The sequence below is a fragment of the Xanthobacter sp. genome (assembly GCF_041911315.1).
GTDB lineage: Bacteria > Pseudomonadota > Alphaproteobacteria > Rhizobiales > Xanthobacteraceae > Xanthobacter > Xanthobacter aminoxidans.
Window position 1 is genome coordinate 1 of record NZ_JAYRPE010000054.1, and the last position, 25,219, is coordinate 25,219.

A 25,219-nucleotide genomic window follows, 5' to 3' on the forward strand; every position below is an offset into this window, starting at 1 on the left:
GGCGCGGCCCGCGGCCCGCCGAACAAGGTGGAGAAGAAGGAGGGCTGCTCCGCAGGGGCCGAGACCTGCTGCGGGGCCGGGGCATAGACGGGAGCGGCTTCCGCCACCGGCGCGCTGGGCGCGGCCGACACCATCGGCGGCGCCTTGGTCGGCATGGGCGGGGCCGGCATCGGGCGCGGCGCCGGCTTGCAGATGGTCCGCCCCTTGGCGTGGCGCATCAGGTCCACATGGATGTGATCGTAGTGGAAGATGTTGGAGCCCGGCGCGAGCACCGTGGTGAAGCGCTCGCAGGCACCGGCCTGCACCTGGAGCAGGAATCCGCGCTCCTCCGGCGTGCCCTTCCAGCCGTTCTTCACGCTGATCCAGCGGCCGTCCGCCGTGCGGAAGCCGCCGATGTCGAGGGCGTTGCCGAATGCATGCTCGGAAATCTTGGCGTTGGGGTCGCCGTTCATGCCGCGGCAGGAATAGGCCGACATCTGGCTGATGGCGACGATGGGCTGGCCGAGCCACGCCAGCGCCGCCGGCTGCACCACGTCCTGCACCCACATGTCCACCTGGTAGATCACCGGGCAGGCGAGCTTGCCGGCCGGCTCCAGCACCACATTCCCCTGCGCCAGCGCGCTCACGCGGAACGGGTGGTCCATGCCGCAGGCGCCGGGGCCCTGGACGGCGGGAAGCGGCTCCATGAAGACGGACGGGACCACTCCCTTGGCCGCAAGGCATTGCTCCTCGGCCTGGGAGCGCCACGAATCGCGCTCCTCCAGGCCGAAGCGACAGCCCGAGAGGGCGCCGGCCAGAAGGAGGAGGGCGAGGAAGATGCGGGGCGTGTCGCGCGACATGGCCCCACCTTGCGGAGGCCGCCTTGCAAAGGGGTTAAAGCACGCCGCCAAATACCGCAAAAGGAGCCGCAGCCCCTTGAAAAGACAGAACCCCACGCCCTTCCGCTACGCGATATCGCGGCGGAGGGATGGGGTTCACGAGGAGGCGAAAATGGACGCGGACCGGCCGAGCGGCCGGTCGGGACCCTTGAACCTGGCGCGGCCTGAAGGGGAGAGACCTCCCCCGCCTCAGTCCTCGCCTCAGTCCTTCTTGGGCTCGGCGTTGGCGTCGGCGTCCGGGGGCGCGGCGCCATCGGCGGCGCCATCCGGCTCGCGTCCCTCGAAGGCCGCCTGAAGACGGGCGGCGAGGCTCTGCAGCTCGTCCGGCATGTCTTCCTGGGTGTAATCGTCGAACAGTTGGCGCAGCTCGCGGCCCAGCAGATCCTGACGGGCGGAGATGTCGCGGCGGTGAGGCGTTCGCATGCCGCCTGCCTCTTTCTGATGCTGCGTCGTCATGGGGGTGTCGAGGGGGCCTTGGAAGCGTGCCGATCGCATGGCGAGGGTCTTCTGACAGACGCGGGCGGCCTCAAGATGGGACACGTCCACGTGCGTTGCAATAAGGTTCTGAACGCGGGCCTCAATCACGATAGAGTCGCGACAGGTGTCCGGTATCAGGGTCGGTATGCGGGCCGGCCGCGTCCACGTCCGGTCCATCATCCACGTCGTGCCGCTTGTCGGAGCCGTCGAACGCCGCCTGGATTTCCTTGAGCAGGCGCCGCTCCTGGTCCACCACCCGCGCGCGGCGCGGGGGAAAATCGCGTCGGCTCTCGCCGGGGCCGAATTCCACCGGGTCATAGCCGTGCGGCGCGGCATCGAGGCCCGGGGGCAAAACCCCGCCGTCCCGCGCGTCGTCTTCCGGTACGTTACCCTGGGCGCCCGCGTTCCGCATGGCAGAGCCGCCCGGCAGGGGTTCGTTTCGCAATCCGCTCATCCGCGCCTCCTCCTGCGTCTCCAGATCGCCGAGAAAACGCGAGGGGTGGGGATTTGTTCCACGCCCGCGACTGGAAACATCCCGCCCCTCGACGTGCGCGGGAATCAGCGCCGTGCGGGAACAAGCGGGGCCATTGGGCAGTTGACGATGCGCGTCACACTTCAACGCCAAAAGCTGAGCGATATCAAAAGTGTCTTCAGCGGGCGGCGCACGTCATTCGATCAAACAAAGGCAAGGAGACACGGCCATGCTGAGCTGGGCGATTACCTTTCTCATCGTCGCGCTGATCGCCGCGGTCCTGGGCTTCGGCGGCATCGCGGGTACGGCCATCGAAATCGCGAAGATCATCTTCTTCGTCGCGATCGTCCTGTTCCTCATTTCCGCGGTGATGGGACTGATGCGCCGGGGTCGAGGCCCGGTCTGATCCAGCCGAGGCGCAAAAAGAACAGGGCGGTCCGGAGGGGTCCCGGGCCGCCCTGAAGTCACTTGGAGATGGCTCCAGTGATACTTTGCTAAGGTAAAGGCACCGCTAACGACCCCCGCCCGGACCACCGGGACCCCCAAACAAAAAGGCGCCCGGTTGGGCGCCTTTCGGTTGTTCAGCAGTACCGTTTCGTGCCGCTCAGGGGCACTGCACGCGATAGCGGTTGCCGTAGGCGTCGCGCGCCCAGCAGGCGCGGGGGGTGGTCTCGGCGCCGATGATGGCACCCGTGCCCGCGCCGATGAGGCCGCCGACGAGGGCGCCCGTACCGGTGCCCGTGGCGGCGGCACCGATCAGCGCACCGGTGCCGGCGCCGATCGCAGCACCACCCACCGCGCGATCCTGCCGCGAATATTCGCTGCAACCGCCGAGGGCGAGTGCCATCACGCCAATCATGAGAGCCGCTTTCATCTCGTTCTCCCTTGCCCTGCCGGCAGCATGCCGGACATCCATCCTGCGCCCCGCCCCGCATCGGGGCACGAGGGCGAAACAGCGCGCCTGACCGCCCGTGGCGTCAGGCCCGCCGCATTAATCGACCACGGGCTGAGCCTTGCGCTCGTCCTCGCGGGCCGGACCGCGGGCGGACCGACGTCCCCGCGACGTAACGGCATATAGCACGCACCCTACCCCGACGCCCACAGCCACCGCCGCGACGATCACCGGCACCGCCGACGTTTCGGAGCGGAAGGGGCGATGCGGCAGTGCGGGCAGGTGACGGCGAAGGCTGTCCAGAGACAGGCTCGGCAGGGATTCCGCCCGCTCGGCCACCCAGTCCTGCGCATCGGACGCGACGTCTGAGGCCATCCGGCCCCACTCGCGCTCCCGCTTGTGGAACGACGACTGGAGATGGTCGAGTTCATCCCGCAAAGCCGAAAGGCGGCGGGAAAACCCGTCGGTCGAAGTCCTGTGCAAGCCGAGCATATGCTGTCTCCCGTGACGCCGAGACGAACGCTGCCGAACCGCTCCGGTTCCGCAGGCGAAGCCGGAGCCAAGCTGTTCGCCGCTCCCTGTGGCGGTATTGGGTCGAAGCGGAGGTGGAACCGTGGCGTCCCGGCGGCGTTACGTTACCGGAATTTGAAAAGGCCACGTCCGTGTTTGGAATGCTCAAGGGACCGTTTTTCGCGGTGGATTCAGAACTTCCGGGGGCCTTCGTGGTCCTCGATCCTGCGACTCACGCCTTCTTTCTCGATGTGGACGGAACGCTGATCGACATTGCCGAGCGACCCGAGGCCGTGGTGGTCCCCCCCGGCCTTCCCGACACCCTGATGGCCCTCGCGGAAGGAGCCAATGGCGCGCTGGCGCTCGTCAGCGGACGCTCGCTCGCCTCGCTCGACGCGCTGTTCGGCGCCGACAGGTTCGCCGCCGCGGGCGTCCATGGCGCCGAAATTCGCCTCTCCGCCGGCGGGCCCTCCGATCGCGCGCCCGCCCTTGAGGGGGACCTCAGGCACGCGTTGCGCGAGACGGCAGCCGAGTTCGAGGGCGTGTTCGCCGAGGACAAGGAATACGCGGTCGCCATCCACTACCGGGCACACCCGGAAGTCGCGCCGGTGCTGCAGCGCGCGCTGACCGAGGTGGTCGGCCAGATCAGCGGCATCGAGATCATGCCCGGCCATTGCGTGTTCGAAGTGCGCCGGAAAGGCATCGACAAGGGCGCCGCCGTCGAGCGCTTCATGGCCGCTCCGGCCTTCGCCGGCCGCCGCCCGGTCTTCATCGGCGACGACGTCACCGACGAGGCCGGGTTCCGGGCCGTGAACCGGGCGGGCGGCATTGCCGTCGCGGTCGGCGCGCCGCGCGACGGCGCTCACACCATTTTACCGGACCCGCGCGCGGTCCGTGCCCTCATCACCCACCTCGCGGCCGAGCCGCGACAACGAAGGAGGTGACCTCAGTGTCCCGCATCGTGGTCGTATCGAACCGAGTGGCCCTCCCCCAGAAGTCCGGTGCGCCGGCCGGGGGACTCGCCGTCGCCGTCAACGCCGCCCTCAAGGATCGCGGCGGCATCTGGTTCGGCTGGAGCGGGCGCATCGCACCGGACCCTTCCGATACGCCCCAGGCGACGAAACACGCGGGCGTCACCTACGCCGTGGTCGACCTCACCAACGAGGACTACCAGGAATATTACAACGGCTTCGCCAACCGGGTGCTGTGGCCGGTGCTGCACTACCGGGTGGACCTGTCGGAATTCTACCGCTCGGATCTCTCCGGCTACATCCGCGTCAACCGGATGTTCGCGGACCACCTGGAGAAGATCATCCGCCCGGACGACATCTTGTGGATCCACGACTACCACATGATGCCGCTGGCCAAATATCTGCGGGAGCGCGGCCACAACAACCGCATCGGCTTCTTCCTGCACATCCCCATGCCGCCGGCGGACATCATCCAGGCCCTGCCGCAGCACGCCGACACCGTGGGGGCGCTGGCCCATTACGATCTGGTGGGCTTCCAGACCGAGGGCGACCGGGAGAATTTCGCCCGCTATCTCGAGACCCGCGGCGGCCAGACGACGCCCGACGGCAACGGCTGCGACATCGGCGGCCGGCGCGTGCGCCTCGGCACCTTTCCCGTGGGCATCGAGACCGGCGCCTTTGCGCGGCGGGCGCGGCACGCGAGCCGCACCCGCTTCGTGAAGGCGTTCGACGAGAGCCTCTCCGGCCGCAAGCTCATCATCGGCGTGGACCGGCTGGACTATTCCAAGGGCATCCCCAACCGGCTGGACGCCTACGACCAGTTCCTGCGCACCCAGCCGGACTGGCACGACCGCGTGACCTTCGTGCAGATCACGCCCAAGAGCCGCACCGACGTGCCCGAATATCAGGACATGGACCGGAGCGTGTCCCACCGGGCCGGGCAGATCAACGGCGCCTACTCGGACGTCTCCTGGACGCCGCTGCGCTATGTGAACCGCACCTATTCGCGCTCCGCCCTCGCCGGCTTCTACCGCCGTGCCGACGTGGCGCTGGTGACGCCGCTGCGTGACGGCATGAACCTCGTCGCCAAGGAATTCGTGGCGGCGCAAGACCCGGCCGATCCCGGCGTGCTGCTCCTGTCCCAGTTCGCCGGGGCCGCGAGCGAACTCGGGAACGGGGCGCTGATCGTCAACCCGCACGACACCGAGGGCGTCGCCGTCACCCTGCGCCGGGCGCTGGAGATGCCGCTGGCGGAACGGCGCGAGCGCCACCGCCGGATGATGCGGGTGCTCGAAGAGCACGACATCAACCGCTGGGCCGAGGACTATCTGGCGGCGCTGGAACCCGACCCGCAGCCGGAACGCCGCGACATCGCCCTGCCCCGTGCGGCGATGCGCAGCGTGGTGCGCCTCCCGGTGGGCTGGGGATCGAGCGCGCTGCCGCGCGGTGCATGAGGTGTAAGCGAACGGCGGGGATATCCCCGCCGCTTTCCTGTTGGCGCCCGGCCGGCAAGCCTATAAAGAGGCTTCGGCTGCGGGCGTGGCGGAACTGGTAGACGCAGCGGACTCAAAATCCGCCGTCCTCACGGATATGTCGGTTCGAGTCCGACCGCCCGCACCATCTTTCCTCGCGCGATGCCGCCCGCCAACCCATCGCGCTTTGCTTGCGCGATGCCGCCCGCCAACCCATCGCGTTTTACTGGCGCGATGCCGCCCGCCAACCCATCGCGCGGGTTCGCCTCCGCTCCGCTCTGGCGCACCAATCCTTTCATCCCGTTAGTGCGTGTTGGCGCGATCCGCGATGGCCGCGAGGCCGGCGCTGGCGCAGGCCTCGTCCTTGTCGCCGCCCGGCGCCCCGCCGACGCCGATGGCGGCGACGATCTCGTTGCCGTGCATGACCGCCACGCCCCCCGCCAGCGCGATCACGTTGGGGATGGTGGTGAGCGAGGAGCCCGCGCCGCCGGGATATTTGGCGACGATCTCCGCGAACGCGCTCGACCGGTCGAACTTGAAGATCGGGCCGAGGGTGGCCACCGTGTAGGCCTTGCGGAAGGCCGTGTCCGGCGTGTGGACCGTCGCGTGGTCGGCCTTCAGCGTGGCCTTCACGAGGCCCGACGCATCGACCACCGTCGCGGTCACCGGCCAGCCCTTGGCCTCGCACGCCTTCACCGCCGCCGTCGCCGCCTCGACCGCGAGACCAAGCGGCAGCGCATAGCCGCTGTAGCCCACCTGCGCCGCGGCGGGCACGGCCCAGCCGGTAGCCGCGAGCAGAAGGGCGGCGGCCATCGTCCTTGATTTCATGATGTGTCCTTTCGTGGCGTGCGCGCGGCGCCGCTCTGTAACCTTTATATTGACATTTTTATGGTTACATGGCAATCGTAACTTGTCAACGTCGCCGAATGCGGTTTCAGCCGCCCCAGCGCACGCCCGCCTGAACCAAAACGCCCCGCCGGCATTGACTGCAGGACACAATCGGGAGCGACGACGCCATGGCCGAGATGACGCTGGACGAAGTGGTGGAGAAGATGCGCGACATCGATTTCACCACCCTCTTCACCAAGAGCGAGGGCGGCGCGCTGGCCGGGCGGCCCATGAGCAACAACGGCGACGTGGACTATGACGGCAGCAGCTTCTTCTTCGCCAAGGAGGATGCCCGCGCGGTGAGCGAGATCGCCCGCGATCCCAACGTGGGCCTCGCCCTTCAGGGCACGAGCGGCATCCTCGGCCAGCGCCCCTTCTTCGCCACCGTGGAAGGCAAGGCGCAGATCATCCGCGACAAGACCGCCTTCGAGGCGCGCTGGACCGCCGATCTCGACCGCTGGTTCCCGGCCGGCATCGACACGCCGGGCCTCGTGCTCATCAAGGTCGAGGCGCAGCGCCTCCACTGGTGGAACGGCGAGGACGACGGGGAACTCGTCCTTTAGAGGACGTCCAACCCTTGCGCCGGGCGTCGCTCAGGGTGAAGACTCGCGGCAAGGAGGAGCCCCCATGGCCGCACAGCACATGCTCGACGCCCGCGTCGGCGAGATCACGGAGCGCATCGTCAGGCGCAGCCACGACGCGCGGCGCCGCTATCTCGACCGCATCGAGGCGGCAGCCCAGCGCCGGCCCCAGCGCCAGGCCCTGGGCTGCGCCAACCAGGCCCACGGCTTCGCCGCCTGCGGCCCCTCCGACAAGGCCATGCTGCGGGCGGGGGAAGGCCCTTCGCTGGGCATCGTCACCGCCTATAACGACATGCTTTCGGCCCACCGGCCCTATGAGCGTTATCCCGAGCTGCTGCGCGAGGCGGCCCGCGCGGCCGGCGGCGCGGCGCTGGTGGCGGGCGGCGTGCCGGCCATGTGCGACGGCATCACCCAGGGCGAGGCGGGGATGGAGCTGTCCCTCTTCTCCCGCGAGGTGATCGCCCTCTCCACCGCCGTGGCCCTCTCCCACCAGACGTTCGATGCCGCGGTCTTCCTCGGCATCTGCGACAAGATCGTGCCCGGCCTCGTCATCGGCGCGCTCTCGTTCGGCCATCTGCCGGCGGTGTTCATCCCCTCCGGCCCCATGACCAGCGGGCTGCCGAACAACGAGAAGTCCCGCATCCGCCAGCTCTATGCGGAGGGCAAGGTGGGCCGGGACGCGCTTCTGGAGGCGGAGAGCCAGTCCTACCACGGCCCCGGCACCTGCACCTTCTACGGCACCGCAAACACCAACCAGATGCTCATGGAAATCATGGGCCTGCATCTGCCCGGCGCCTCCTTCGTAACGCCGGACACGCCGCTGCGCGATGCCCTCACCAAGGCCGCCGCCCAGCGGGCGCTGGCCATCACGGCGCTCGGCAACGATCACATCCCCGCCGGGCGGATGCTGGACGAGAAGGCGTTCGTGAACGGCATCGTCGGCCTCCACGCCACCGGCGGCTCCACCAACCACACGCTGCACCTCGTCGCCATGGCGGCGGCGGCAGGCATCGCCCTGAGCTGGGATGATTTCTCCGCGCTCGCCGAGGTGACGCCGCTGCTCGCCCGCGTCTATCCCAACGGCTCGGCGGACGTGAACCATTTCCATGCGGCGGGCGGCATGCCCTTCGTGGTGCGCGAACTGCTGTCCGCCGGCCTGCTGCACGCCGATGCCGAGACCATCCTCGGCCGGGGGCTCGAGGCCTATACCCGCGAACCGGTGCTCGCGCCCGACGGCACCCTCGACTGGCGGGACGGGGCGACGACAAGCGGCGACGACAAGGTGCTGCGCGGCGTCGCGGCCCCGTTCCAGAGCACGGGCGGGCTCAAGGTGCTGGACGGCAGCCTCGGCCGGGCCGTCATCAAGACCTCGGCGGTGGCGCCGGAGCGCCATGTGATCGAGGCGCCGGCCAAGGTCTTCCATTCGCAGGAGGAGCTTCAGGCGGCCTTCAAGGCGGGCGAACTGACCGGCGATCTCGTCGCCGTCGTGCGCTTCCAGGGGCCGAAGGCCAACGGCATGCCGGAGCTGCACAAGCTCATGCCGCCCCTCGGCGTGCTGCAGGATCGCGGGCAGAGGGTGGCCCTCGTCACCGACGGCCGCCTCTCCGGCGCGTCCGGCAAGGTGCCGGCGGCCATCCATGTCACGCCGGAGGCGCTGGACGGCGGCGCCATCGCCCGCATCCGCGACGGCGACATGATCCGGGTCGATGCGGTGACGGGCCGGCTGGAGGTGCTGGTGCCGCCCGGCGAGTGGGCGGCCCGGCCAAGCGCCACGGCCGATCTCTCCGCCAACCATGTGGGCGTCGGGCGCGAATTGTTCGCCCCCTTCCGCGCCGCCGTGGGCGAGGCGGAGAACGGGGCGACGATCTTCGCGGCGGTGTGAGAAGATAGCGCGCCGCCATCCCCCGGCTTGTCGGGGGGATCCCCTCCGCCGCGAAGATCGACCGCGGAAAACACGCAGCGTCCCTCTGGCCCCGCGGTGGATTGCCCGCACAAGGCGGGCAATGACGGCGCGGGAAATGCGCCCGGAAAGTTGCGTTTTTCCCAGCGGCATGGAGTTCGCAGGTCAAACCAGCTCTCAGCCCAGCGCCGTGCCGTTGGCGGCGAGCACGGCGCCGGCCAGATAGAGCGAACCGGCAATGAGCACGCGCGGCGGCGGCACCACCGCCTCGCGGGCGATGCCGTCGAGGGCGCTGCCCACGTCCCGCGCCACGCTCGCCTTCATGCCGAGGCTGACGGCGGCGGCCGCCACATCCTCCGGCTTCAAGCCTGCATGCTCGCCGGGCACCGGCACCGCGATGGCCTCGCGCACGAGGCCGGCGAAGGGCTGGAGGAAGCCGGTGACATCCTTGGTGCCGAGCATGCCGAGGATGAGCACGAGGGGGCGCGAATAACGCTCCTCCAGCTCGCACAGGGCATGGGCGAGGGCTGCGCCACCGGCGGCATTGTGCCCGCCGTCGAGCCACAATTCCACGCCGGCCGGTGCGCGGGCGGAGAGCGGGCCGGGCGCGAGCCGCTGGAGGCGCGCCGGCCAGTCGGCGCGCAGGATGCCCGCATCATGGGCGGCGGGCAGCTTCACCGCGCGCAGGGCAGCGACGGCGAGGCCCGCATTGTCGATCTGGTGCGGCCCGACGAGGCGCGGGCGTGGCAGGTCGAGCAGGCCGTCCTCGTCCGCATAGACGAGCCGGCCCCCCTCCTCCTGCACGTTCCACTGCTGGCCGCGCACGAACAAGGGCGCGAGCTTCTTCGCCGCCGCCCGCTCGATCACGGCGAGCGCCTCCGGCGACTGGGCGCCGGTCACGATGGGGCAGCGCGGCTTGATGATGCCGGCCTTCTCCCCCGCGATGGCCTCCACCGAGGAGCCGAGGAAGTCCACATGGTCGATGGAAACCGGCGTGATGACGCTGGCCAGCGGCTTTTCCACCACGTTGGTGGCGTCGAGCCGGCCGCCGAGGCCCACCTCCAGCAGCAGCACGTCCGCCGGATGCTCGGCGAACAGCAGGAAGCCCGCCGCCGTGGTGATCTCGAACAAGGTGATTGGGGCGCCGGCATTGGCCACCTCCGCCCGGTCGAGGGCATCGGCCAGCGCCGCGTCGGAGACGAGCCGCCCGCCACCCGGCGCGCCGAGGCGGATGCGCTCGTTGAAGCGCACCAGATGCGGCGAGGTGTAGACGTGCACGCTCTGGCCGGCCGCCTCCAGCATCCCGCGCATGAAGGCGATGGTGGAGCCCTTGCCGTTGGTGCCGGCGACGTGGATCACCTTCGGCAGGCGCCGCTCGGGATGGCCGAGCGCCTCCAGCAGACGCTCCATCCGCGAGAGGGACAGGTCGATCTTCTTCGGGTGAAGCGCTGCGAGGCGGGAGAGAATCTCGTCCGTGGCGCGGGCGGGCAGGGGCAGTGCCATGGTGCGTCGAGCCGGGAGCCCCCACGGGAGGGGCCCGCGATCAGGCCTCCCTCACGCCGCCTGCGGGCGCGGCAGCCGGCCCTTGGGCGGCAAAGCCGGCGCCTTGGTCAGCATCCGGCACAGGCGGCCCAGCGTGTCGCGCATCTCGTGGCGGTGCACCACCATGTCGAGCATGCCGTGTTCGCGCAGATATTCGGCGCGCTGGAAGCCGTCGGGCAGCTTCTCGCGGATGGTCTGCTCGATCACGCGCGGGCCGGCGAAGCCGATCAGCGCGCCGGGCTCGGCGATCTGGATGTCGCCCAGCATGGCGTAGGAGGCGGTGACGCCGCCCGTGGTCGGGTTGGTGAGGACGACGATGTAGGGCTTCTTCGCCTCGCGCAGCTCCTGGATGGCCGCCGTGGTGCGCGGCATCTGCATGAGGGAGAGGATGCCCTCCTGCATGCGCGCGCCGCCGGAGGCCGCGAACATGATGAAGGGCGTGCCGCGCTCGGCGGCCGTCTCCAGCCCCTTCACCACCGCCTCGCCGGCGGCCATGCCGAGCGAGCCGCCCATGAAGCCGAAATCCTGCACGGCGATGGTGACGGGCAGCTCGGTGAGCAGGCCGGTCGCCACCTTCACCGCATCCTGGTAGCCGGTCTTGGTGCGGGCGTCCTTCAGGCGGTCCACGTAGCGGCGCTCGTCGCGGAACTTGAGCGGGTCGATCGCCACCTCGGGAAGGGTGACTTCCTCATAGGCGCCGTCGTCGAAGGTGTTCTTCAGCCGCGTCACCGCGTCCATGCGCATGTGGTAGCCGGACGCCGGGATGACGTAGAGGTTCGCCTCCAGATCCTTGTGAAACACCATCTGCCCGGTCTCCGGGCACTTGACCCAGAGGTTTTCGGGCACCTCGCGCCGCGCCAGGAAGTCGCGGATCTTCGGGCGGACGACGTTGGAAATCCAGTTCACGGGATCATCTCCGGTACGGAGGGGCGCGGCGCCGCGCTGCGGCGCACATAGTCCCCCCTCCGCCCTAATGGCAAGTCTGACACGGCGAAAGTACGGCGATCACCGCTGTTGCCGTCGATCATACCACCTTGCTGCCGTTGCGGCGAAGCCGGCTCAGCGCCGCACGCCGCGCACCGCCTCGGCCAGCTCGCTGACGAGGGCTTCCACGCCGATCACGGTGTTGGACGTGGCCTTGCCCTCCTCGTCGAGGGTGCGGCGCACCACTTCCACCAGCGCCGAGCCGACGACCACCGCATCGGCACTCTGCGCGATGGCGGCCGCCTGTTCCGGGGTCTTCACGCCGAAGCCGACCGCCACGGGCAGCGCGGTATGGCTCTTGATGCGCGCCACGGCGGTGGCCACCGCGTTCGCATCCGGCGTCGCCGCGCCGGTGATGCCGGTGATGGAGACGTAGTAGACGAAGCCCGCGGTGTTCGCGAGGACGGTGGGCAGGCGCTTGTCGTCGGTGGTGGGGGTGGCGAGGCGGATGAAGTCCAGCCCGGCATTCAGCGCCGGGATGCACAGTTCGTCGTCCTCCTCCGGCGGCAGGTCCACCACGATCAGACCGTCCACCCCGGCGACCTTGGCGTCGATGAGGAAGCGCTCCACGCCAAAGACGTAGATGGGGTTGAAATAGCCCATCAGCACCACCGGCGTGGTCTGGTCCTCGCCGCGGAAGGCGGCAACCATTTCCAGCGTCTTGGCCAGCGTCTGCCCGCCCTTGAGCGCGCGCAGCCCCGCCGCCTGGATGGCCGGGCCGTCGGCCATGGGATCGGTGAAGGGCACGCCCAGCTCGATCACGTCGGCCCCCGCGCCCGGCAGCGCCCTGAGGATGGCGAGCGAGGTCTCGCCGTCCGGGTCGCCGGCGGTGACGAAGGTGACGAGGCCCGGCCGCCCCTCTTCCTTGAGGGCGGCGAAGCGGTCGGAGATGCGGGTGGTCATGGGCTTGCCTGGATGAGAGGGGACGCGGACTATTTCTGTCCGGCCAGTGTGCAGGTGGCGCTGGTGGCGCTGGTGCCGCCGAGGAAGCGCACCTGATCGGTTCCGGTGACGCCGCCGACGATGGAGAACAGCGTGGTGGAGGACTTGCCGAGGGCACGCTTGCCGGCGAAGAACTCGCAGGTCACCTTCACCTCGGCCACCGTGGCGGTGCCCGAGTTCTTCACCGCCACCGAGACATAGGCGCCGGCGGCGTCGGTGTAGATTTTGCCCGGCGTCAGTTCGAGGTCGGCCGCCTGCGCGCCGCCAAGGGTGAGCACGACCGCCGCCGTGGCGATCGAGGACGACACGACTTTCCCGCAGATGCTCTTCATGGTCACGCCCCCAGACGAGTCCCGAGTATCTCCGCCACCTGGGGGACGTCCTTGTCCCCACGGCCGGAAAGGTTGACGACCATCAGGTGGTCCGCCGGCAGCTTGGGTGCCAGCTCGATCACCTTGGCGATGGCATGGGCCGATTCCAGCGCCGGAATGATGCCCTCGAGCCGCGTCAGCAGCTGGAAGGCGTCCAGCGCCTCCTGGTCGGTGCAGTTGAGATAGGTGACGCGGCCCACGTCGTTCAGCCAGGAATGCTCCGGCCCGATGCCGGGATAGTCGAGGCCGGCCGAGATGGAATGGGCCTCGGTGATCTGGCCGTCGCCGTCCATGAGCAGATAGGTGCGGTTGCCGTGCAGCACGCCCGGCCGGCCGCCGGCGATGGACGCCGCGTGCTCGTGGGTGTCGATGCCCCGGCCCGCCGCCTCCACGCCGTAGATCTTCACCTCGGGATCGTCGAGGAAGGGGTGGAACAGGCCCATGGCATTGGAGCCGCCGCCGACGCAGGCGATGAGGCTGTCCGGCAGGCGGCCCTCCATCTCCTGCATCTGCTCGCGGGTCTCGCGGCCGATGATGGACTGGAAATCGCGCACCATGGCCGGATAGGGGTGCGGGCCGGCCACCGTGCCGATGCAGTAGAAGGTGTCGTGGACGTTGGTCACCCAGTCGCGGAGCGCCTCGTTCATGGCGTCCTTGAGGGTGCGCGAGCCGGACTGCACCGGCACCACCTCGGCACCCAGCATCTTCATGCGGAACACGTTGGGGGCCTGACGCTCCACGTCCACCGCGCCCATGTAGACCACGCACTTCAGGCCGAAGCGGGCGCACATGGTCGCGGTGGCGACGCCGTGCTGGCCGGCGCCGGTCTCGGCGATCACCCGCTCCTTGCCCATGCGGCGGGCGAGCAGGATCTGGCCGAGCACGTTGTTCACCTTGTGGGAGCCGGTGTGGTTCAGCTCCTCGCGCTTCAGATAGACCTTGGCGCCGCCCAGATGGCTGGTGAGGCGCTCGGCGAAATAGAGCGGCGAGGGGCGGCCCACATAATGGGTGAGGTAGCCGGCCATCTCCGCGTGGTAGGCGGGATCGACCTTGGCCGCCTCATAGGCCTTTTCCAGCTCCAGGATGAGCGGCATCAGCGTCTCGGCGACGAAGCGGCCGCCATGGATGCCGAAATGGCCGCGGTGATCGGGGCCGGAGCGATAGGAATTGAGAACGGTCACGACGCGCGGGCCTTCGATAGGGGGTCTTGCAAGGATGAGGTGGATGCGGCGCGCCTCGCGGCGGCGACGAAGGCACGGATCTTGTCGGGACTTTTCACGCCGGGCGCGTCCTCCACGCCAGACGATACGTCCACGCCGTCCATCCGGACCAATCCGAGGGCCTGCGGCACGTTGTCGGCGGTAAGACCCCCGGAAAGCATGAGAGGCCGGTTGACGTCAAGGCCGGCGACCAGCGCCCAGTCGAACGGCCGGCCGTTGCCGCCGGGCAGAAGCGCCCCCGGATCGGGCTTGGCGTCGAACAGGATGCGGTCGGCCACCGCCGCATAGGCCGGCAGGACGGTAAGGTCCTCCCGGCGGGCGACCGGCAGCGCCTTCATCACCGGCAGGCCGAAGCGTGCGCGGATGTCGGCGACGCGGTCGGGCGTCTCATGGCCGTGCAGCTGGAGGATGTCCGGCGAAAAGGCGGCGATCACGTCCCGAAGGAGCGCGTCATCCGGGTCCACCAACAGGGCCACCTTGCCGGCGCGGCCGGCGACGCGGGCGACGAGGGTCGGCGCATCGGCGAGCGCGAGGTGGCGCGGGCTCTTGGGGAAATGGACGAAGCCGACGAGATCGGCGCCCGCATCGAGGGCGGCGTCGAGGGCCTCCGCCGTGCGGATGCCGCAGATCTTGATCTCGAAGCGCCTGTCGTCGCGAGCCATGGGGTGAACCTGAGGGTGCCGGTCGTGAACCTTCACACCGTAGAGGTGAGGGCCGCCAATTCAACGGCCCTCGCGATGCGTCGGGAAGGGACCGGCGGGCCGGTCAGGTCTCGACGCGGGTGAACTGCCCCGCCTTGCGGAACCGCCAGAGATAGGTCGGCAGCACCACCGCGAGGGAGGTGGGGGTGAGACCGAGGCCAGCCAGCGTCCGGCCCTCGGCGATCGCAGTCTGCGACACCACATTGTCCGAGCGCAGCATGTCCACCTGATCGACGGTGAGCGGCGCGCCGGGAGCCCACTGGGTGAGCTTGGCCATAAGGGTCGCAAGGCCGAACGGCAGGTCCACCAGAACCCGCTTGGCGCCGATCTCGGCGAGCATCAGCTCCATCAGCTCGCGGAAGGTGCGCACCTCGGGACCGCCCAGCTCGTAGGTGGTGCCGGCCTTGGCCTTGCCGTCCACCGCGGCGAGCACGGCGGCGGCCACGTCGCCGGCGAACACCGGCTGGAACTTGGTGACGCCGCCGCCGATCAGCGGCAGCGCCGGGGAGAGGCGGGCCATGGCGGCGAAGCGGTTGAAGAACTCGTCCTCCTGCCCGAACACCACGGAGGGGCGGAAGATCACCGCGTCCGGCACCATGGCGCGCACGACGGCCTCGCCGGCCGCCTTGCTGCGGCCGTAGCCGGAGGGGGAATTGGCATCGGCGCCGATGGCCGAGAGATGCACAAGCGGCACGCCCTGCGCGGCGGTCGCGGCGGCAACGGCGCGGGCACCGAAGGCGTGCACGGCATCGAAGCTCTGCCGGCCGCCCTCAGCCAGCACGCCCACGAGGTTCACCACCGCCTCGGCGCCGTCGACGGCGCGGGCGACGCTCTCGGGATAGCGCACGTTGGCCTGGGAAATCTGGATCTGGCCGACGAAGCCCAGCGGCTGGAGAAAGCCGGCCAGTTCCGGCCGGCGCACGGCGACGCGCACGCGATAGCCGCGCATGGCCAGCGCTCGCACCACATGCCGGCCGAGAAAGCCGGAGCCGCCGAAGACCGTCACCAGGCTGTCGTTCACCGGACGATCGGTCACCGTCACATCGCTCATGCCGAACCCCCGCCTTGATGCGCCGCGCCGGCCTCGGCCTTGCGCGCCGCCGGCATGCCTTCGTGCCGGCATGCCATATATAGAGTGCGCGCAGCACATACGCGATGCCGGCGGGTTCCGTAAAGCCGCCAAGGTGCCACGTCGTGTACGACTTTTCCGTCCAACGTGTTGACGCGGGAGCCGCGCGACCGTATAAGCCCGCCACCTAGCTGGCGGCATGGGCTGCCGGCTTGTTCACTCATTCATGCGCGACGCGAAGTGGCCAGATGGCCGTGCCGCCGGGCGCGAACCAGCAAGGACGGCCGATGGCCAATACGCCTTCCGCCAAAAAGGCGGTCCGCAAGATCGAGCGTCGCACCGAGGTCAACCGGTCTCGCCGGTCTCGCGTGCGCACCTATCTGCGCAAGCTCGAAGACGCGCTCGCCACCGGCGACGCCACGGCCGCTTCCGCTGCCTTCAAGGCGGCCGAGCCGGAAATCATGCGCGCCGTGACCAAGGGCGTCATTCACAAGAACACCGCGTCCCGCAAGGTGTCCCGCCTTGCCGCCCGCGTGAAGAAGCTCAGCGCTTGATTTAGATCAATCAAGCAGACTGACTTATCTTGAAGGCCCGGCTCTGCCGGGCCTTTTTGCTTTGGACCGGCCGCAGAGATCTTCAGCCAGACTGTTGCGCGCGGACCCCGATTCTCTGACCCCGTCAAGGGCGCGGCGGCCGGAAACTCGGCAAAGGGCGCGGTTTTTTCCAGCCCGGCCGGCCGCTGCGGGGGCAATCCGGACCGATCAGAAAAACCCGATCCGCGAGAACGGCTTAGAGGCCAAAGGCTGGAACACGCCAAAGCGGCCCCTTTGGAGGAGTATTGGATAACCGTATTTCCCTACGTGGCGGGGCGCCGCACTTCCTGCGCCGGCTTCGCGAATCTCATTGTCGCGACAGAGGTTTGCCGGCTGAACGCAAGGTCGGGGGTGTGGCGCGGGCGCACCGGCTTTTACCCGCTATCCCCCCGCCGGGGTCAAAGGCGTTGCACCCCCCAAACCGGCTGTGTATGTTCAACCTCACTCCGGGAGCGACCCTGGGGTTCACCGATAGAATGAAGTTTTCACGGCTCTTCGTGGATGAGGAGGGGATGTATCGTGTCTGAATTCGTTCACGTACCCCTCGTCTTCGGCCGTATTCGTAATCTGCGTTACCTTCATTCGTTGGAGCTATGCTAAGGGCGGACATCTGATCCGCCTAAAGGCATCTACGAGACCAAACAAAAAACTGGTTCATTCCAACACCCGTCGATGGTTGGCATCGTCGGAGATGGGGCGGCTATGACTTCGGGCACATGCGCGGCAGCGGACACAGGAACAGGTCCCTCGATCTCTTCGGCTACGCGTTGCGTTCGAGCCTGCCGGAGCGCTGTGCTCCATTCCAGTTGCGCCCCGCCGCCCAGCTACGGCAAGGACCGCGCATGACGGTGCGTTGAACCCGTTGCGCTGATGCCGTGGGTGCCTTAGCACCCGTTTCCGAAACTCCCCACGAGACAAAGGCCGCGCTGCCCGCCCCAGGGCGCGGACGGCTTTTGCGTCTCCAACCAGGGAACCGCCTTTCGCGCGGTCGCGATCCTTATGCTCAAGCCTCATGCGCCGGTTGCCGCGCGCACCGTTCCTTTTCAGTCAGCCCTTGCGGAGGCCGTCGAGATGGATTGCGCGTCGAACCCCAGCGCTCCCTCGGCCCCGTGGGATCGGGTGCTCCAGCGGCTGCGCGAGGAGATCGGCGAAGAGAAGTTCACCAGCTGGTTCGCGCGCATGGATCTCGACGCGCTGACGTCGGACGTGGTGCGCCTGTCGGTGCCCACGCGATTCCTGAAGTCGTGGATTCAGGAGAATTATCTGCCGCGCATCGCCGACATCTGGGCGGAAGAGAGCGGCGCGCGCCGCCGCGTGGATCTCGCCGTGCGCAACGCCTTCGCGCGCCCCGTGGCGCTGAAGGCCTCGGCCCCGCGCGAGGTGGTGAGCGAGCGCACCGAGCGTCCCGTCGAGACGAAGCCGGCCCCCCGTGCCTCCGAGGCGCGCGGCGAGGTCCGGGAGACGGGCGGCGACGTCGCGTCCGGATCGCCGCTCGACCCGCGCCTGACGTTTGAATCGTTCGTGGTCGGCAAGTCCAATTCGCTGGCGTTCGCCGCCGCGCGCAAGGTGGCCGAGACCCCCGCCGGCGCCGCGCCCGTCTACAATCCGCTCTATCTCCACGCGGCCGTCGGCCTCGGCAAGACCCACCTGTTGCAGGCAGTGGCCCGCGCCGGCGCCGCCCATGGCCGGCGCACCACGTACCTGACCGCCGAGCGCTTCATGTACGGCTTCGTGTCGGCGCTGAAGTCCCATTCGGCCATCGCCTTCAAGGATACGCTGCGGACCATCGACACGCTGGTGATCGATGATCTCCAGTTCCTGAAGGGCAACAATCTCCAGCAGGAATTCTGCCACACCCTCAATGCCCTGCTGGATGGCGGGCGGCAGGTGGTGCTGGCGGCCGACTGCCTTCCCGGCGAGCTTGAGCACCTCGACGAGCGCGTGCGCTCCCGCCTTGCCGGCGGTCTCGTGGTGGATCTTGCGCCGCTGGAGGAGGACCTGCGCCTGCAGATCCTGAAGTCGCGCTACCAGACCCTCGCCGAGCAGCACCAGGGATTCGCCGTGCCGGCGCCGGTGCTGGAATTCCTCGCCCGCAGCGTCGGCCAGTCCGGCCGCGACCTCGACGGCGCGCTCAACAAGCTGCTGGCCTTCAACCAGCTTACCGGCGAGCCGGTGACGCTCGACATGGCGGAAAATGCGGTCAAGGACCTCATCCGCCCGACCGATCCCAAGCGCGTGCGGGTGGACGACATCCTGCGGGTGGTCGCCAAGCACTACAACGTCTCGCGCGCCGACCTGCTGTCCCAGCGCCGCACCGCGACGGTGGTGAAGCCGCGGCAGATCGCCATGTATCTCGCCAAGACGCTCACCCTGCGCTCCCTGCCCGAGATCGGCCGCCGCTTCGGCGGGCGCGACCACACCACCGTGCTGCATGCGGTGCGCAAGATCGACGGGCTCGTCGCCACCGACCGCGCGCTGGCCGACGAGATCGAGGTGTTGAAGCGGCTCGCCCTCGAAAGCTGAGTCTGCCTCAGGGGCAGGACGAAGGGGCGGCGCCGCACCGGTGCCGCCGGTCTGCCCCGCGAAAAACCCCCGCTTCAGAAAATCTCCCCGCCAACCCTTGCCTTGCGCCCCCCGGGGCGGCAATGTCGGCGGCCCGGCGCCCGTTCCATCGGGTGCCAGACGGCGGCTTGCGCCGTCGCGCCACGCCACACCGGCGCACGCGCCCCTCGCCCGCATGACGGATGAGGGGATCTGCGGGCGTCATCCTTAGAATGTCGAGGCGGACCCACCGGCGGGACATCGGATCCCGCGGCAGGCCGGCTCGGAAGCGAAGAGTGAACGGGCCAGGACGATGAAGGTCACCGTCGAGCGCGCCGAGCTTCTGAAATCGCTCAGCCACGTGCACCGTGTCGTCGAGCGGCGCAACACCATCCCGATCCTCGCCAACGTGCTCATCAAGGCGGCCAAGGGCACGCTGGAGCTGAAGGCCACCGACCTCGACCTGGAAGTGGTCGAGAGCGTGCCGGCCGAGACCGGGCAGCCGGGCGCCACCACCGTGCCGGCTCACGTGCTCTACGACATCGTGCGCAAATTGCCCGATGGCGCGCAGGTGCAGCTGGAAGCCGGCGGCGAGCGTGGCACCCTCACGGTGCGCGCCTCCCGCGCCCGTTTCTCGCTCCAGACCCTGCCCGAAGCCGATTTCCCGGATCTCGCGGCGGGCGAATTCTCCCACACCTTCAAGGTCAAGGGCGCGGAGTTCCGCCGCCTCGTGGACAAGACGCAGTTCGCCATCTCCACCGAGGAGACGCGCTATTATCTCAACGGCATCTACCTGCATGTGACCGACGCGGGCGGCAAGCCGATGCTGCGCGCCGTCGCCACCGACGGCCACCGCCTCGCCCAGGCAGAGCTTGAGGCTCCCGCCGGCTCGCAGGGCCTGCCGGGCGTGATCGTGCCGCGCAAGACCGTCGCCGAGATCCAGAAGCTGCTGGAGGACAAGGAGGCGGAAGTCACCATCTCCCTGTCCGCCACCAAGATCCGCGTGAAGGTGGGCGCCATCGTGCTCACCTCCAAGCTGATCGACGGCACCTTCCCGGACTATGGCCGGGTGATTCCCCAGGGCAACGACAAGACCCTCATCGTCGACAAGGACGAGTTCGCCGCCGCCGTGGACCGCGTGTCCACCGTGTCGAGCGAGCGCGGCCGCGCGGTGAAGCTGTCGCTGGGCGACGGCAAGTTGACCCTGTCCGTCACCAACCCTGATTCGGGCAGCGCCACCGAGGAGCTGGAGGTGGACTACACCGCAGAGCCCCTCGATATCGGCTTCAACTCCCGCTACCTGCTGGACATCACCTCCCAGCTCGAAGGCGACACGGCCGAGCTGAAGCTCGCCGATCCCGGCTCGCCCACGCTGGTGCGCGATTCCACCAAGACGGATGCGCTCTACGTCCTCATGCCCATGCGCGTTTGAGATCGCGCGTTTGAGACTGCGGGTGTGAGGCGCATAAGGGCCTGTCCGGCAGCCGGCCCGGCGGTCCTGACGCCGCGGCGATCGTGACATCATGCTCCACGCCGCCATCCTGAAGCTGTCGCTCACCGCTTTCCGCTCCTATCCGGCGGCGCAGGTGGCGGTGGAGGCGCGCGCCATCGTGCTCACCGGGCCGAACGGCGCCGGCAAGACCAACCTCCTCGAAGCCCTCTCCTTCCTTTCCCCCGGCCGCGGCCTGCGCCGGGCGCAGCTCGCCGACGTGGGCCACCGCCCGCCCGGAAGCCACGCGCCGGACGCGGACGGTGCGCCCTGGGCGGTCTCCGCCTTCATCGAGGGTGCGCTGGGCGAAGTTCGCCTCGGCACCGGCTACGACCCGGCGCAGGAAGGCGGGCAGCGGCGCTGCCGCATCGACGGCGAGGCCGTGCCCTCGGCCAATGCCTTCCTCGATCATCTCAAGGTGCTCTGGCTGACGCCGGAGATGGACGGCCTGTTCCTCGGCCCACCCGGCGACCGCCGCCGCTATCTCGACCGGCTGGTGCTGGCGGTGGACGCCTCCCACGGCACGAGGGTCAACGGCCTCGAACGCGCCCTGCGCTCGCGCAACCGGCTGCTGGAGGAGAACGGCTCCGCCCGCTTCCTCGATGCGGTGGAGCACGAGGTGGCCGAGCTGGCGGTGGCGGTGGCCGCCGCGCGGCTGGAGACGGTGGCGCGGCTCTCGGCCGAAATCGCCGCCCATCGCGACGAGGCCTCGCCCTTCCCCTTCCCCTTCGCCGAACTCGCCCTCGACGGCGCGGTGGAGCGCCTCATCGCCCAGCATCCGGCGCTGGAGGTGGAGGACCGCTATCGGGCGCTGCTGCGCGACAATCGCCCGCGGGATCGCGCGGCCGGGCGCACGCTGGAGGGCCCCCATCTCACCGATTTGTCGGTGAGCCACGGCGAGAAGCGCCTGCCCGCCGCGCGCTGCTCCACCGGCGAGCAGAAATCCCTGCTGATCGGCCTCACTCTGTCCCACGCCCGGCTGGTGGGGAGCATGCAGGGCCTGTCCCCCCTGCTGCTGCTGGATGACGTGGTGGCCTATCTCGATGCCGAGCGCCGCGCCGGCCTGTTCGAGGCGCTGGCCCGTCTCGGGGCGCAGGTCTGGATGACCGGGGCCGACCCCTCCGCCTTCGCGGCGCTGGAGACGGCGACGCGCTTCACCGTCGCACCGGGCACGATCACGCGGGCCTGAACGGACAGCAAGAACGGACGACAAGCTTGAACGGACGACAAGCTTGGCGGATGCGCTGCGGCGGCTTAAAAGAGGGTATGCCGATCCGTCCCGCGACCCCTTCCGATATTCCCGCCATCACCGCCATCTATGACGAGGCGGTCCGCAACGGCACCGCCTCCTTCGAGCTGGAACCGCCGGGACCGGAGGAGATGGCCCGCCGCCAGGCCGCCCTCATGGACGGCGGCTATCCCTATCTCGTGCTGGAAGAGGACGGGAAAGTGCTGGGCTATGCCTATGCCAGCGCCTTCCGTCCGCGCGTCGCCTATCGCTACACGGTGGAGAATTCCATCTATGTGGACGAGGCGGCCCGGGGCCGAAAGGTCGGCCGCCGGCTGCTGGAAGCGCTCATCACCGAGTGCGAGGCGCTGGGCTTCCGCCAGATGGTGGCGGTGATCGGCGACAGCGGCAATGCCGGCTCCATCGCCCTGCACCGCGCCTGCGGCTTCGGCTCCATCGGCACCCTGCCGGCCACCGGCCTCAAGTTCGGCCGGTGGATCGATACGGTCCTGATGCAGCGCGCCCTCGGGGAGGGCGCGACCACCATTCCGGCGGACGCAGACCTCCTCAAGGGGTGAACGTCCTCAAGGGATGAACGTCAGCGGGTGATGAGCGTGCCGGCGCCGTGGTCGGTGAGGAGCTCCAGCAGCACCGCGTGGGGCACCTTGCCGTCGAGAATCACGACGCCCTCCACCCCCTTCTCCAGAGCGTAGATGCAGGTCTCCACCTTGGGGATCATGCCCCCGGAGATGGTGCCGTCGGCGATCAGCGCATGGGCCTCGGCGATGGTGAGCCGCGGGATCAGCTGCTTGTTCTTGTCCAGCACGCCCGGCACGTCGGTGAGCAGCAGGAAGCGCTTGGCGCCGAGCGCGCCGGCGATGGCGCCGGCGAAGGTGTCGGCGTTCACGTTGTAGGTGCCACCGTCCACCGCCGCCGCCACCGGGGCCAGCACGGGAATCAGCTCACGGCCGAGGATCTGGTCGAGCACGGTGGTGTCCACGGTGTCGGGCTCGCCGACGAAGCCGAGGTCCACCTCCTGCGCGTCATCGCCGCCGGAAGAGACCACCACACGGTTCGCCTTGCGGGCGCGCACCATGTTGCCGTCCTTGCCGCACAGGCCGATGGCCTTGCCGCCCGCCTCGTTGATGAAGCCGACGATCTGCTTGTTGATGGAGCCGGCCAGCACCATCTCGACGATCTCGACCGTGGCCTTGTCGGTGATGCGCAGGCCCGCCGCGAATTCCGACTTGATGCCGAGCTTGCTGAGCATGGCGCCGATCTGCGGCCCGCCGCCGTGCACCACCACCGGATTGATGCCCGACTGCTCCATGAGCACGATGTCGGAGGCGAAGGTGCGCGCCACGTCCTCGCTGCCCATGGCGTGGCCGCCGTATTTCACCACGACGATCGCATCGTCATAGCGCTGCATGTGCGGCAGCGCCCGCGCCAGCACTTCGGCCTCGTGCTGGGCTTCCGACACGGACTGGGAATGGGGCTCGGTCATGGGGGGCTCGCAGATGGATGCTCGCGGGGGCACGGCGGTGGGGCCGCCGGGCGGCGCCCTTCTAGCGGTTTCCCTCGTGCGGTGAAAGGTCCGCTCGCGGCGCGGCCGGGACAGGCCGGTGCGGAAATCTCGTCGGCCGGGCTTCCTTCCCTCGCGAAAAGGTGATGAGAAGCAGTCCCGGCCGACACAATGGCGGCGTCAACTACCGTCACCGGTTCGCCCGCCACAGCCCTCGCCCCGCCGTAGCTCCAGCCGCCGCCAGAGAGACCCGGCCTTCATGACGCCTCCGATTCTGCCTGCCAAGCATTCCACGAGCGCCGCCGCGCACGCCCATCATGGCCACCCGCCGGAGCGCCGGCCGCACGATCTCCGCCCCTGGCAGATCCTGCTGCTGTTCGTGGCCTGCCTCGGCCTCGTGTCGATCCCGATCCTCACCCATCCGATCCCGCCCCTGTCGGATTACGTGAACCATCTCGCGCGCATGCACGTGATCGCCTCGATCCCCGGGGATCAGGACCTCGCGCGCTTCTACACGCTGAAATGGTCGATCCTGCCGAACCTGATGATGGACCTCATCGTCCCGCTCATCGACAAGGTGGTGGGCATCTACACCGCCGGCGAGATCTACACCCTGATGTGCTTCGCGCTGATCGCCGGGGGCACCATGACGCTCAACCGCACGCTGTTCGGCGTGTGGTCGGCGCTACCGCTGCTGGCGTTCCCGCTGCTCTACAGCGGCGTCTTCCTCATCGGCGTGATGAATTATTATTTCGGCATCGGGCTGGCGCTGTTCGCGCTCAGCGCCTGGGTGGCGCTGCGCGACAAGTGGTGGCCCTGGCGCTATCTGGTCTCGGCGGCGTTCGTGGTGGCGCTGTTCTTCTGCCACCTGTTCACCGCGGGCATCTACGGCATCGGCATCCTCGCCTACGAGCTGGACCGCCTGCGCCTCGGCCGCGGGCCGATCTGGCCGCGCATCGGCGTGTTCGTCAGCGGCGGCCTGCCCTTCCTGCCCATCCTGCCGCTGCTGCTGGCGAGCCCCACCTGGGGCCTCAGCGGGCAGAACTACTGGGAGCCGCAGGGCAAGATCGCCGGCATCGAGCTGATCTTCAACGTCTATATCGACCATGTGGCGGTCGCCGTGGCGGCGATCTTCATCGTGGCCGGCGTCTGGGCGGCGCGGCACCGGCTGCTCAACGTCCACTCCTTCATGCTGCCTCTGCTGCTGGTGGCGGGGCTCGTCTATCTCGCCATGCCGCGGGTGGTGTTCGCCACCTACATGGCGGACCAGCGCCTGCCGGCGGCCATCGTGTTCATGGTGCTCGCCGCCATGCGCGCGGACCTGCGCCACCGCTTCGCCCGGCGCGGGTTCGCGGTGGTGCTGATCCTGATGCTGGCGGTCCGGGTCGGCGAGGTTCAGGTGGTGTGGGACCGGCTGTCGCAATGGACGGTGGCGTTCCGCGAATCGGTCACCCGCATCCGCCCCGGCTCGCGCGTGCTCGTCGCCTATGCCGACATCCAGGGCGGCAACGATCCAACCGACCTCGGCCTGATGCACGCCGCCTGCCTCGCCATGATCGAGAAGTCGTCCCTCGTCACCACCGCCTTCACGGTGGAGGGCAAGCAGATCCTGCGCGCCCGCAAGCCCTTCAACGAGCAGGTGGATACCGAGGACGGAACCCCGCCCCAGATCGAGCAATTGCTCGTCACCGAGGAAGACCCGACGCCCGACGGCCCGCGCTACTGGGACCTGTGGCCGTCGAAGTTCGACTACGTCTACCTCCTGTTCACCGAGCGCGGCGCGCCCAACCCGGACAGCGACCACCTCAAGCTCATCGCCGAGGGCGAGCGCTTCCAGCTCTACGAGGTGGTACCTCGCCCGCCGGCCCTGCCCGCCCTGCCGGCCTCACCCGCCCCGCACTCCTGACGCCGGCTGACACAGGCGACGTCACCGCGGTGTCACGATAGGGTGCAACGCAGAACCTCCCGCGGGCCCG

General features: G+C 69.1%; 26 protein-coding genes and 1 tRNA gene. 12 read left to right on the forward strand and 15 right to left on the reverse strand.

Features of this window, described 5'->3' with window-relative positions; all coding sequences use genetic code 11:
- From ACE3QW_RS15645 to ACE3QW_RS15655, 3 genes are all read right to left on the reverse strand, one after another.
- The coding region (locus ACE3QW_RS15645; RefSeq protein ID WP_374252378.1) for an extensin family protein at positions 1-839 on the reverse strand (839 nt) is incomplete at its 3' end.
- A 240-nt stretch (positions 840-1,079) separates the two neighbouring features.
- Positions 1,080-1,301: a hypothetical protein gene (locus ACE3QW_RS15650; RefSeq protein WP_374252380.1), complete on the reverse strand. Its 222-nt coding sequence runs from the start codon at positions 1,299-1,301 to the stop codon at positions 1,080-1,082.
- A gap of 154 nt (positions 1,302-1,455) precedes the next feature.
- Positions 1,456-1,809 (reverse strand): hypothetical protein, encoded by a 354-nt coding sequence (locus tag ACE3QW_RS15655; RefSeq protein ID WP_374252382.1) that lies wholly within the window; start codon positions 1,807-1,809, stop codon positions 1,456-1,458.
- A 247-nt stretch (positions 1,810-2,056) separates the two neighbouring features.
- On the opposite strand from ACE3QW_RS15655, the gene ACE3QW_RS15660 reads away from it, so the two are divergent.
- Positions 2,057-2,233, forward strand: a complete 177-nt coding sequence (locus ACE3QW_RS15660; protein WP_024276681.1) for a DUF1328 domain-containing protein — start codon at positions 2,057-2,059, stop codon at positions 2,231-2,233.
- Between the two features lie 198 nt (positions 2,234-2,431).
- On the opposite strand, the gene ACE3QW_RS15665 is transcribed toward ACE3QW_RS15660, so the two are convergent.
- Together ACE3QW_RS15665 and ACE3QW_RS15670 are read right to left on the reverse strand one after the other, a co-directional pair.
- The gene (locus tag ACE3QW_RS15665; protein WP_024276680.1) at positions 2,432-2,701 is read right to left on the reverse strand and encodes a YMGG-like glycine zipper-containing protein; all 270 of its coding nucleotides are present in this window, start codon (positions 2,699-2,701) and stop codon (positions 2,432-2,434) included.
- Between the two features lie 117 nt (positions 2,702-2,818).
- Positions 2,819-3,094 carry a hypothetical protein gene (locus tag ACE3QW_RS15670; protein ID WP_374252384.1) on the reverse strand — a complete coding sequence of 92 codons (276 nt, stop codon included), beginning with the start codon at positions 3,092-3,094 and terminating at the stop codon, positions 2,819-2,821.
- Positions 3,095-3,324: 230 nt separating this feature from the next.
- Between ACE3QW_RS15670 and otsB the strand changes: the two genes are divergently transcribed.
- The 3 genes from otsB (at position 3,325) to ACE3QW_RS15685 (ending at position 5,820) form a co-directional block, all read left to right on the forward strand.
- Positions 3,325-4,173: a trehalose-phosphatase gene (otsB, locus tag ACE3QW_RS15675; protein WP_374252386.1), complete on the forward strand. Its 849-nt coding sequence runs from the start codon at positions 3,325-3,327 to the stop codon at positions 4,171-4,173.
- 5 nt (positions 4,174-4,178) lie between these two features.
- Positions 4,179-5,654: an alpha,alpha-trehalose-phosphate synthase (UDP-forming) gene (otsA, locus tag ACE3QW_RS15680; protein WP_029556201.1), complete on the forward strand. Its 1,476-nt coding sequence runs from the start codon at positions 4,179-4,181 to the stop codon at positions 5,652-5,654.
- A 79-nt stretch (positions 5,655-5,733) separates the two neighbouring features.
- Positions 5,734-5,820 (forward strand) — tRNA-Leu (locus ACE3QW_RS15685).
- On the opposite strand, the gene ACE3QW_RS15690 is transcribed toward ACE3QW_RS15685, so the two are convergent.
- Together ACE3QW_RS15690 and ACE3QW_RS15695 are read right to left on the reverse strand one after the other, a co-directional pair.
- On the reverse strand, positions 5,783-5,962 hold the full coding sequence (locus tag ACE3QW_RS15690) for a hypothetical protein (protein ID WP_374252388.1): 180 nt from the start codon (positions 5,960-5,962) through the stop codon (positions 5,783-5,785). The genes ACE3QW_RS15685 and ACE3QW_RS15690 overlap by 38 nt on opposite strands.
- A gap of 13 nt (positions 5,963-5,975) precedes the next feature.
- Positions 5,976-6,500 carry a heme-binding protein gene (locus tag ACE3QW_RS15695; RefSeq protein WP_374252390.1) on the reverse strand — a complete coding sequence of 175 codons (525 nt, stop codon included), beginning with the start codon at positions 6,498-6,500 and terminating at the stop codon, positions 5,976-5,978.
- A gap of 188 nt (positions 6,501-6,688) precedes the next feature.
- On the opposite strand from ACE3QW_RS15695, the gene ACE3QW_RS15700 reads away from it, so the two are divergent.
- Positions 6,689-7,123, forward strand: coding sequence for a pyridoxamine 5'-phosphate oxidase family protein (locus ACE3QW_RS15700; protein ID WP_029556203.1), 435 nt, complete (start codon positions 6,689-6,691; stop codon positions 7,121-7,123).
- A gap of 64 nt (positions 7,124-7,187) precedes the next feature.
- Positions 7,188-9,023: a phosphogluconate dehydratase gene (gene edd, locus ACE3QW_RS15705; RefSeq protein ID WP_374252392.1), complete on the forward strand. Its 1,836-nt coding sequence runs from the start codon at positions 7,188-7,190 to the stop codon at positions 9,021-9,023.
- 195 nt (positions 9,024-9,218) lie between these two features.
- Here edd and ACE3QW_RS15710 read toward each other — a convergent pair whose 3' ends face one another.
- From ACE3QW_RS15710 to ACE3QW_RS15740, 7 genes are all read right to left on the reverse strand, one after another.
- Positions 9,219-10,544 carry a folylpolyglutamate synthase/dihydrofolate synthase family protein gene (locus ACE3QW_RS15710; protein WP_374252394.1) on the reverse strand — a complete coding sequence of 442 codons (1,326 nt, stop codon included), beginning with the start codon at positions 10,542-10,544 and terminating at the stop codon, positions 9,219-9,221.
- A 51-nt stretch (positions 10,545-10,595) separates the two neighbouring features.
- Complete coding sequence (gene accD, locus ACE3QW_RS15715; RefSeq protein WP_024276672.1) at positions 10,596-11,489, reverse strand: acetyl-CoA carboxylase, carboxyltransferase subunit beta; 894 nt, start codon at positions 11,487-11,489, stop codon at positions 10,596-10,598.
- Between the two features lie 153 nt (positions 11,490-11,642).
- Complete coding sequence (trpA, locus tag ACE3QW_RS15720) at positions 11,643-12,470, reverse strand: tryptophan synthase subunit alpha (protein ID WP_374252397.1); 828 nt, start codon at positions 12,468-12,470, stop codon at positions 11,643-11,645.
- 29 nt (positions 12,471-12,499) lie between these two features.
- Positions 12,500-12,841: a hypothetical protein gene (locus ACE3QW_RS15725; RefSeq protein WP_374252398.1), complete on the reverse strand. Its 342-nt coding sequence runs from the start codon at positions 12,839-12,841 to the stop codon at positions 12,500-12,502.
- 2 nt (positions 12,842-12,843) lie between these two features.
- Entirely contained in the window at positions 12,844-14,061 is a 1,218-nt protein-coding gene (gene trpB, locus ACE3QW_RS15730; protein WP_374252399.1) for a tryptophan synthase subunit beta, read from the reverse strand.
- Positions 14,058-14,762, reverse strand: coding sequence for a phosphoribosylanthranilate isomerase (locus ACE3QW_RS15735; protein WP_374252401.1), 705 nt, complete (start codon positions 14,760-14,762; stop codon positions 14,058-14,060). Before ACE3QW_RS15735 ends, trpB begins: the two co-directional genes overlap by 4 nt.
- A gap of 103 nt (positions 14,763-14,865) precedes the next feature.
- Positions 14,866-15,852: a complex I NDUFA9 subunit family protein gene (locus ACE3QW_RS15740; protein WP_374252403.1), complete on the reverse strand. Its 987-nt coding sequence runs from the start codon at positions 15,850-15,852 to the stop codon at positions 14,866-14,868.
- 305 nt (positions 15,853-16,157) lie between these two features.
- Between ACE3QW_RS15740 and rpsT the strand changes: the two genes are divergently transcribed.
- The 5 genes from rpsT (at position 16,158) to ACE3QW_RS15765 (ending at position 22,299) form a co-directional block, all read left to right on the forward strand.
- Positions 16,158-16,424, forward strand: a complete 267-nt coding sequence (gene rpsT, locus ACE3QW_RS15745; protein WP_024276666.1) for a 30S ribosomal protein S20 — start codon at positions 16,158-16,160, stop codon at positions 16,422-16,424.
- 1,110 nt (positions 16,425-17,534) lie between these two features.
- On the forward strand, positions 17,535-18,986 hold the full coding sequence (dnaA, locus tag ACE3QW_RS15750; RefSeq protein ID WP_051679397.1) for a chromosomal replication initiator protein DnaA: 1,452 nt from the start codon (positions 17,535-17,537) through the stop codon (positions 18,984-18,986).
- 331 nt (positions 18,987-19,317) lie between these two features.
- Entirely contained in the window at positions 19,318-20,436 is a 1,119-nt protein-coding gene (gene dnaN / locus ACE3QW_RS15755; protein ID WP_374252405.1) for a DNA polymerase III subunit beta, read from the forward strand.
- A 91-nt stretch (positions 20,437-20,527) separates the two neighbouring features.
- Complete coding sequence (gene recF, locus ACE3QW_RS15760; protein WP_374252407.1) at positions 20,528-21,682, forward strand: DNA replication/repair protein RecF; 1,155 nt, start codon at positions 20,528-20,530, stop codon at positions 21,680-21,682.
- Positions 21,683-21,759: 77 nt separating this feature from the next.
- On the forward strand, positions 21,760-22,299 hold the full coding sequence (locus ACE3QW_RS15765; RefSeq protein WP_024276662.1) for a GNAT family N-acetyltransferase: 540 nt from the start codon (positions 21,760-21,762) through the stop codon (positions 22,297-22,299).
- Positions 22,300-22,319: 20 nt separating this feature from the next.
- On the opposite strand, the gene argB is transcribed toward ACE3QW_RS15765, so the two are convergent.
- Positions 22,320-23,225 carry an acetylglutamate kinase gene (gene argB, locus ACE3QW_RS15770; RefSeq protein WP_029876530.1) on the reverse strand — a complete coding sequence of 302 codons (906 nt, stop codon included), beginning with the start codon at positions 23,223-23,225 and terminating at the stop codon, positions 22,320-22,322.
- Between the two features lie 277 nt (positions 23,226-23,502).
- Here argB and ACE3QW_RS15775 point away from each other — a divergent pair, with 277 nt between their 5' ends.
- Positions 23,503-25,149, forward strand: coding sequence for a hypothetical protein (locus ACE3QW_RS15775; protein ID WP_374252410.1), 1,647 nt, complete (start codon positions 23,503-23,505; stop codon positions 25,147-25,149).
- Positions 25,150-25,219: the final 70 nt, after the last annotated feature.

What these genes read in the sequence shown, in the direction of transcription:
- ACE3QW_RS15650 (WP_374252380.1), bottom strand. Translation starts at nt 1,301, where the DNA reads ATGCGAACGCCTCACCGCCGCGACATCTCCGCCCGTCAGGATCTGCTG.
- ACE3QW_RS15655 (WP_374252382.1), bottom strand. Translation starts at nt 1,809, where the DNA reads ATGAGCGGATTGCGAAACGAACCCCTGCCGGGCGGCTCTGCCATGCGG.
- ACE3QW_RS15660 (WP_024276681.1), top strand. Translation starts at nt 2,057, where the DNA reads ATGCTGAGCTGGGCGATTACCTTTCTCATCGTCGCGCTGATCGCCGCG.
- ACE3QW_RS15665 (WP_024276680.1), bottom strand. Translation starts at nt 2,701, where the DNA reads ATGAAAGCGGCTCTCATGATTGGCGTGATGGCACTCGCCCTCGGCGGT.
- ACE3QW_RS15670 (WP_374252384.1), bottom strand. Translation starts at nt 3,094, where the DNA reads ATGGCCTCAGACGTCGCGTCCGATGCGCAGGACTGGGTGGCCGAGCGG.
- ACE3QW_RS15695 (WP_374252390.1), bottom strand. Translation starts at nt 6,500, where the DNA reads ATGAAATCAAGGACGATGGCCGCCGCCCTTCTGCTCGCGGCTACCGGC.
- ACE3QW_RS15700 (WP_029556203.1), top strand. Translation starts at nt 6,689, where the DNA reads ATGGCCGAGATGACGCTGGACGAAGTGGTGGAGAAGATGCGCGACATC.
- edd (WP_374252392.1), top strand. Translation starts at nt 7,188, where the DNA reads ATGGCCGCACAGCACATGCTCGACGCCCGCGTCGGCGAGATCACGGAG.
- ACE3QW_RS15710 (WP_374252394.1), bottom strand. Translation starts at nt 10,544, where the DNA reads ATGGCACTGCCCCTGCCCGCCCGCGCCACGGACGAGATTCTCTCCCGC.
- trpA (WP_374252397.1), bottom strand. Translation starts at nt 12,470, where the DNA reads ATGACCACCCGCATCTCCGACCGCTTCGCCGCCCTCAAGGAAGAGGGG.
- ACE3QW_RS15725 (WP_374252398.1), bottom strand. Translation starts at nt 12,841, where the DNA reads ATGAAGAGCATCTGCGGGAAAGTCGTGTCGTCCTCGATCGCCACGGCG.
- ACE3QW_RS15735 (WP_374252401.1), bottom strand. Translation starts at nt 14,762, where the DNA reads ATGGCTCGCGACGACAGGCGCTTCGAGATCAAGATCTGCGGCATCCGC.
- ACE3QW_RS15740 (WP_374252403.1), bottom strand. Translation starts at nt 15,852, where the DNA reads ATGAGCGATGTGACGGTGACCGATCGTCCGGTGAACGACAGCCTGGTG.
- rpsT (WP_024276666.1), top strand. Translation starts at nt 16,158, where the DNA reads ATGGCCAATACGCCTTCCGCCAAAAAGGCGGTCCGCAAGATCGAGCGT.
- dnaA (WP_051679397.1), top strand. Translation starts at nt 17,535, where the DNA reads ATGGATTGCGCGTCGAACCCCAGCGCTCCCTCGGCCCCGTGGGATCGG.
- dnaN (WP_374252405.1), top strand. Translation starts at nt 19,318, where the DNA reads ATGAAGGTCACCGTCGAGCGCGCCGAGCTTCTGAAATCGCTCAGCCAC.
- recF (WP_374252407.1), top strand. Translation starts at nt 20,528, where the DNA reads ATGCTCCACGCCGCCATCCTGAAGCTGTCGCTCACCGCTTTCCGCTCC.
- ACE3QW_RS15765 (WP_024276662.1), top strand. Translation starts at nt 21,760, where the DNA reads ATGCCGATCCGTCCCGCGACCCCTTCCGATATTCCCGCCATCACCGCC.
- argB (WP_029876530.1), bottom strand. Translation starts at nt 23,225, where the DNA reads ATGACCGAGCCCCATTCCCAGTCCGTGTCGGAAGCCCAGCACGAGGCC.
- ACE3QW_RS15775 (WP_374252410.1), top strand. Translation starts at nt 23,503, where the DNA reads ATGACGCCTCCGATTCTGCCTGCCAAGCATTCCACGAGCGCCGCCGCG.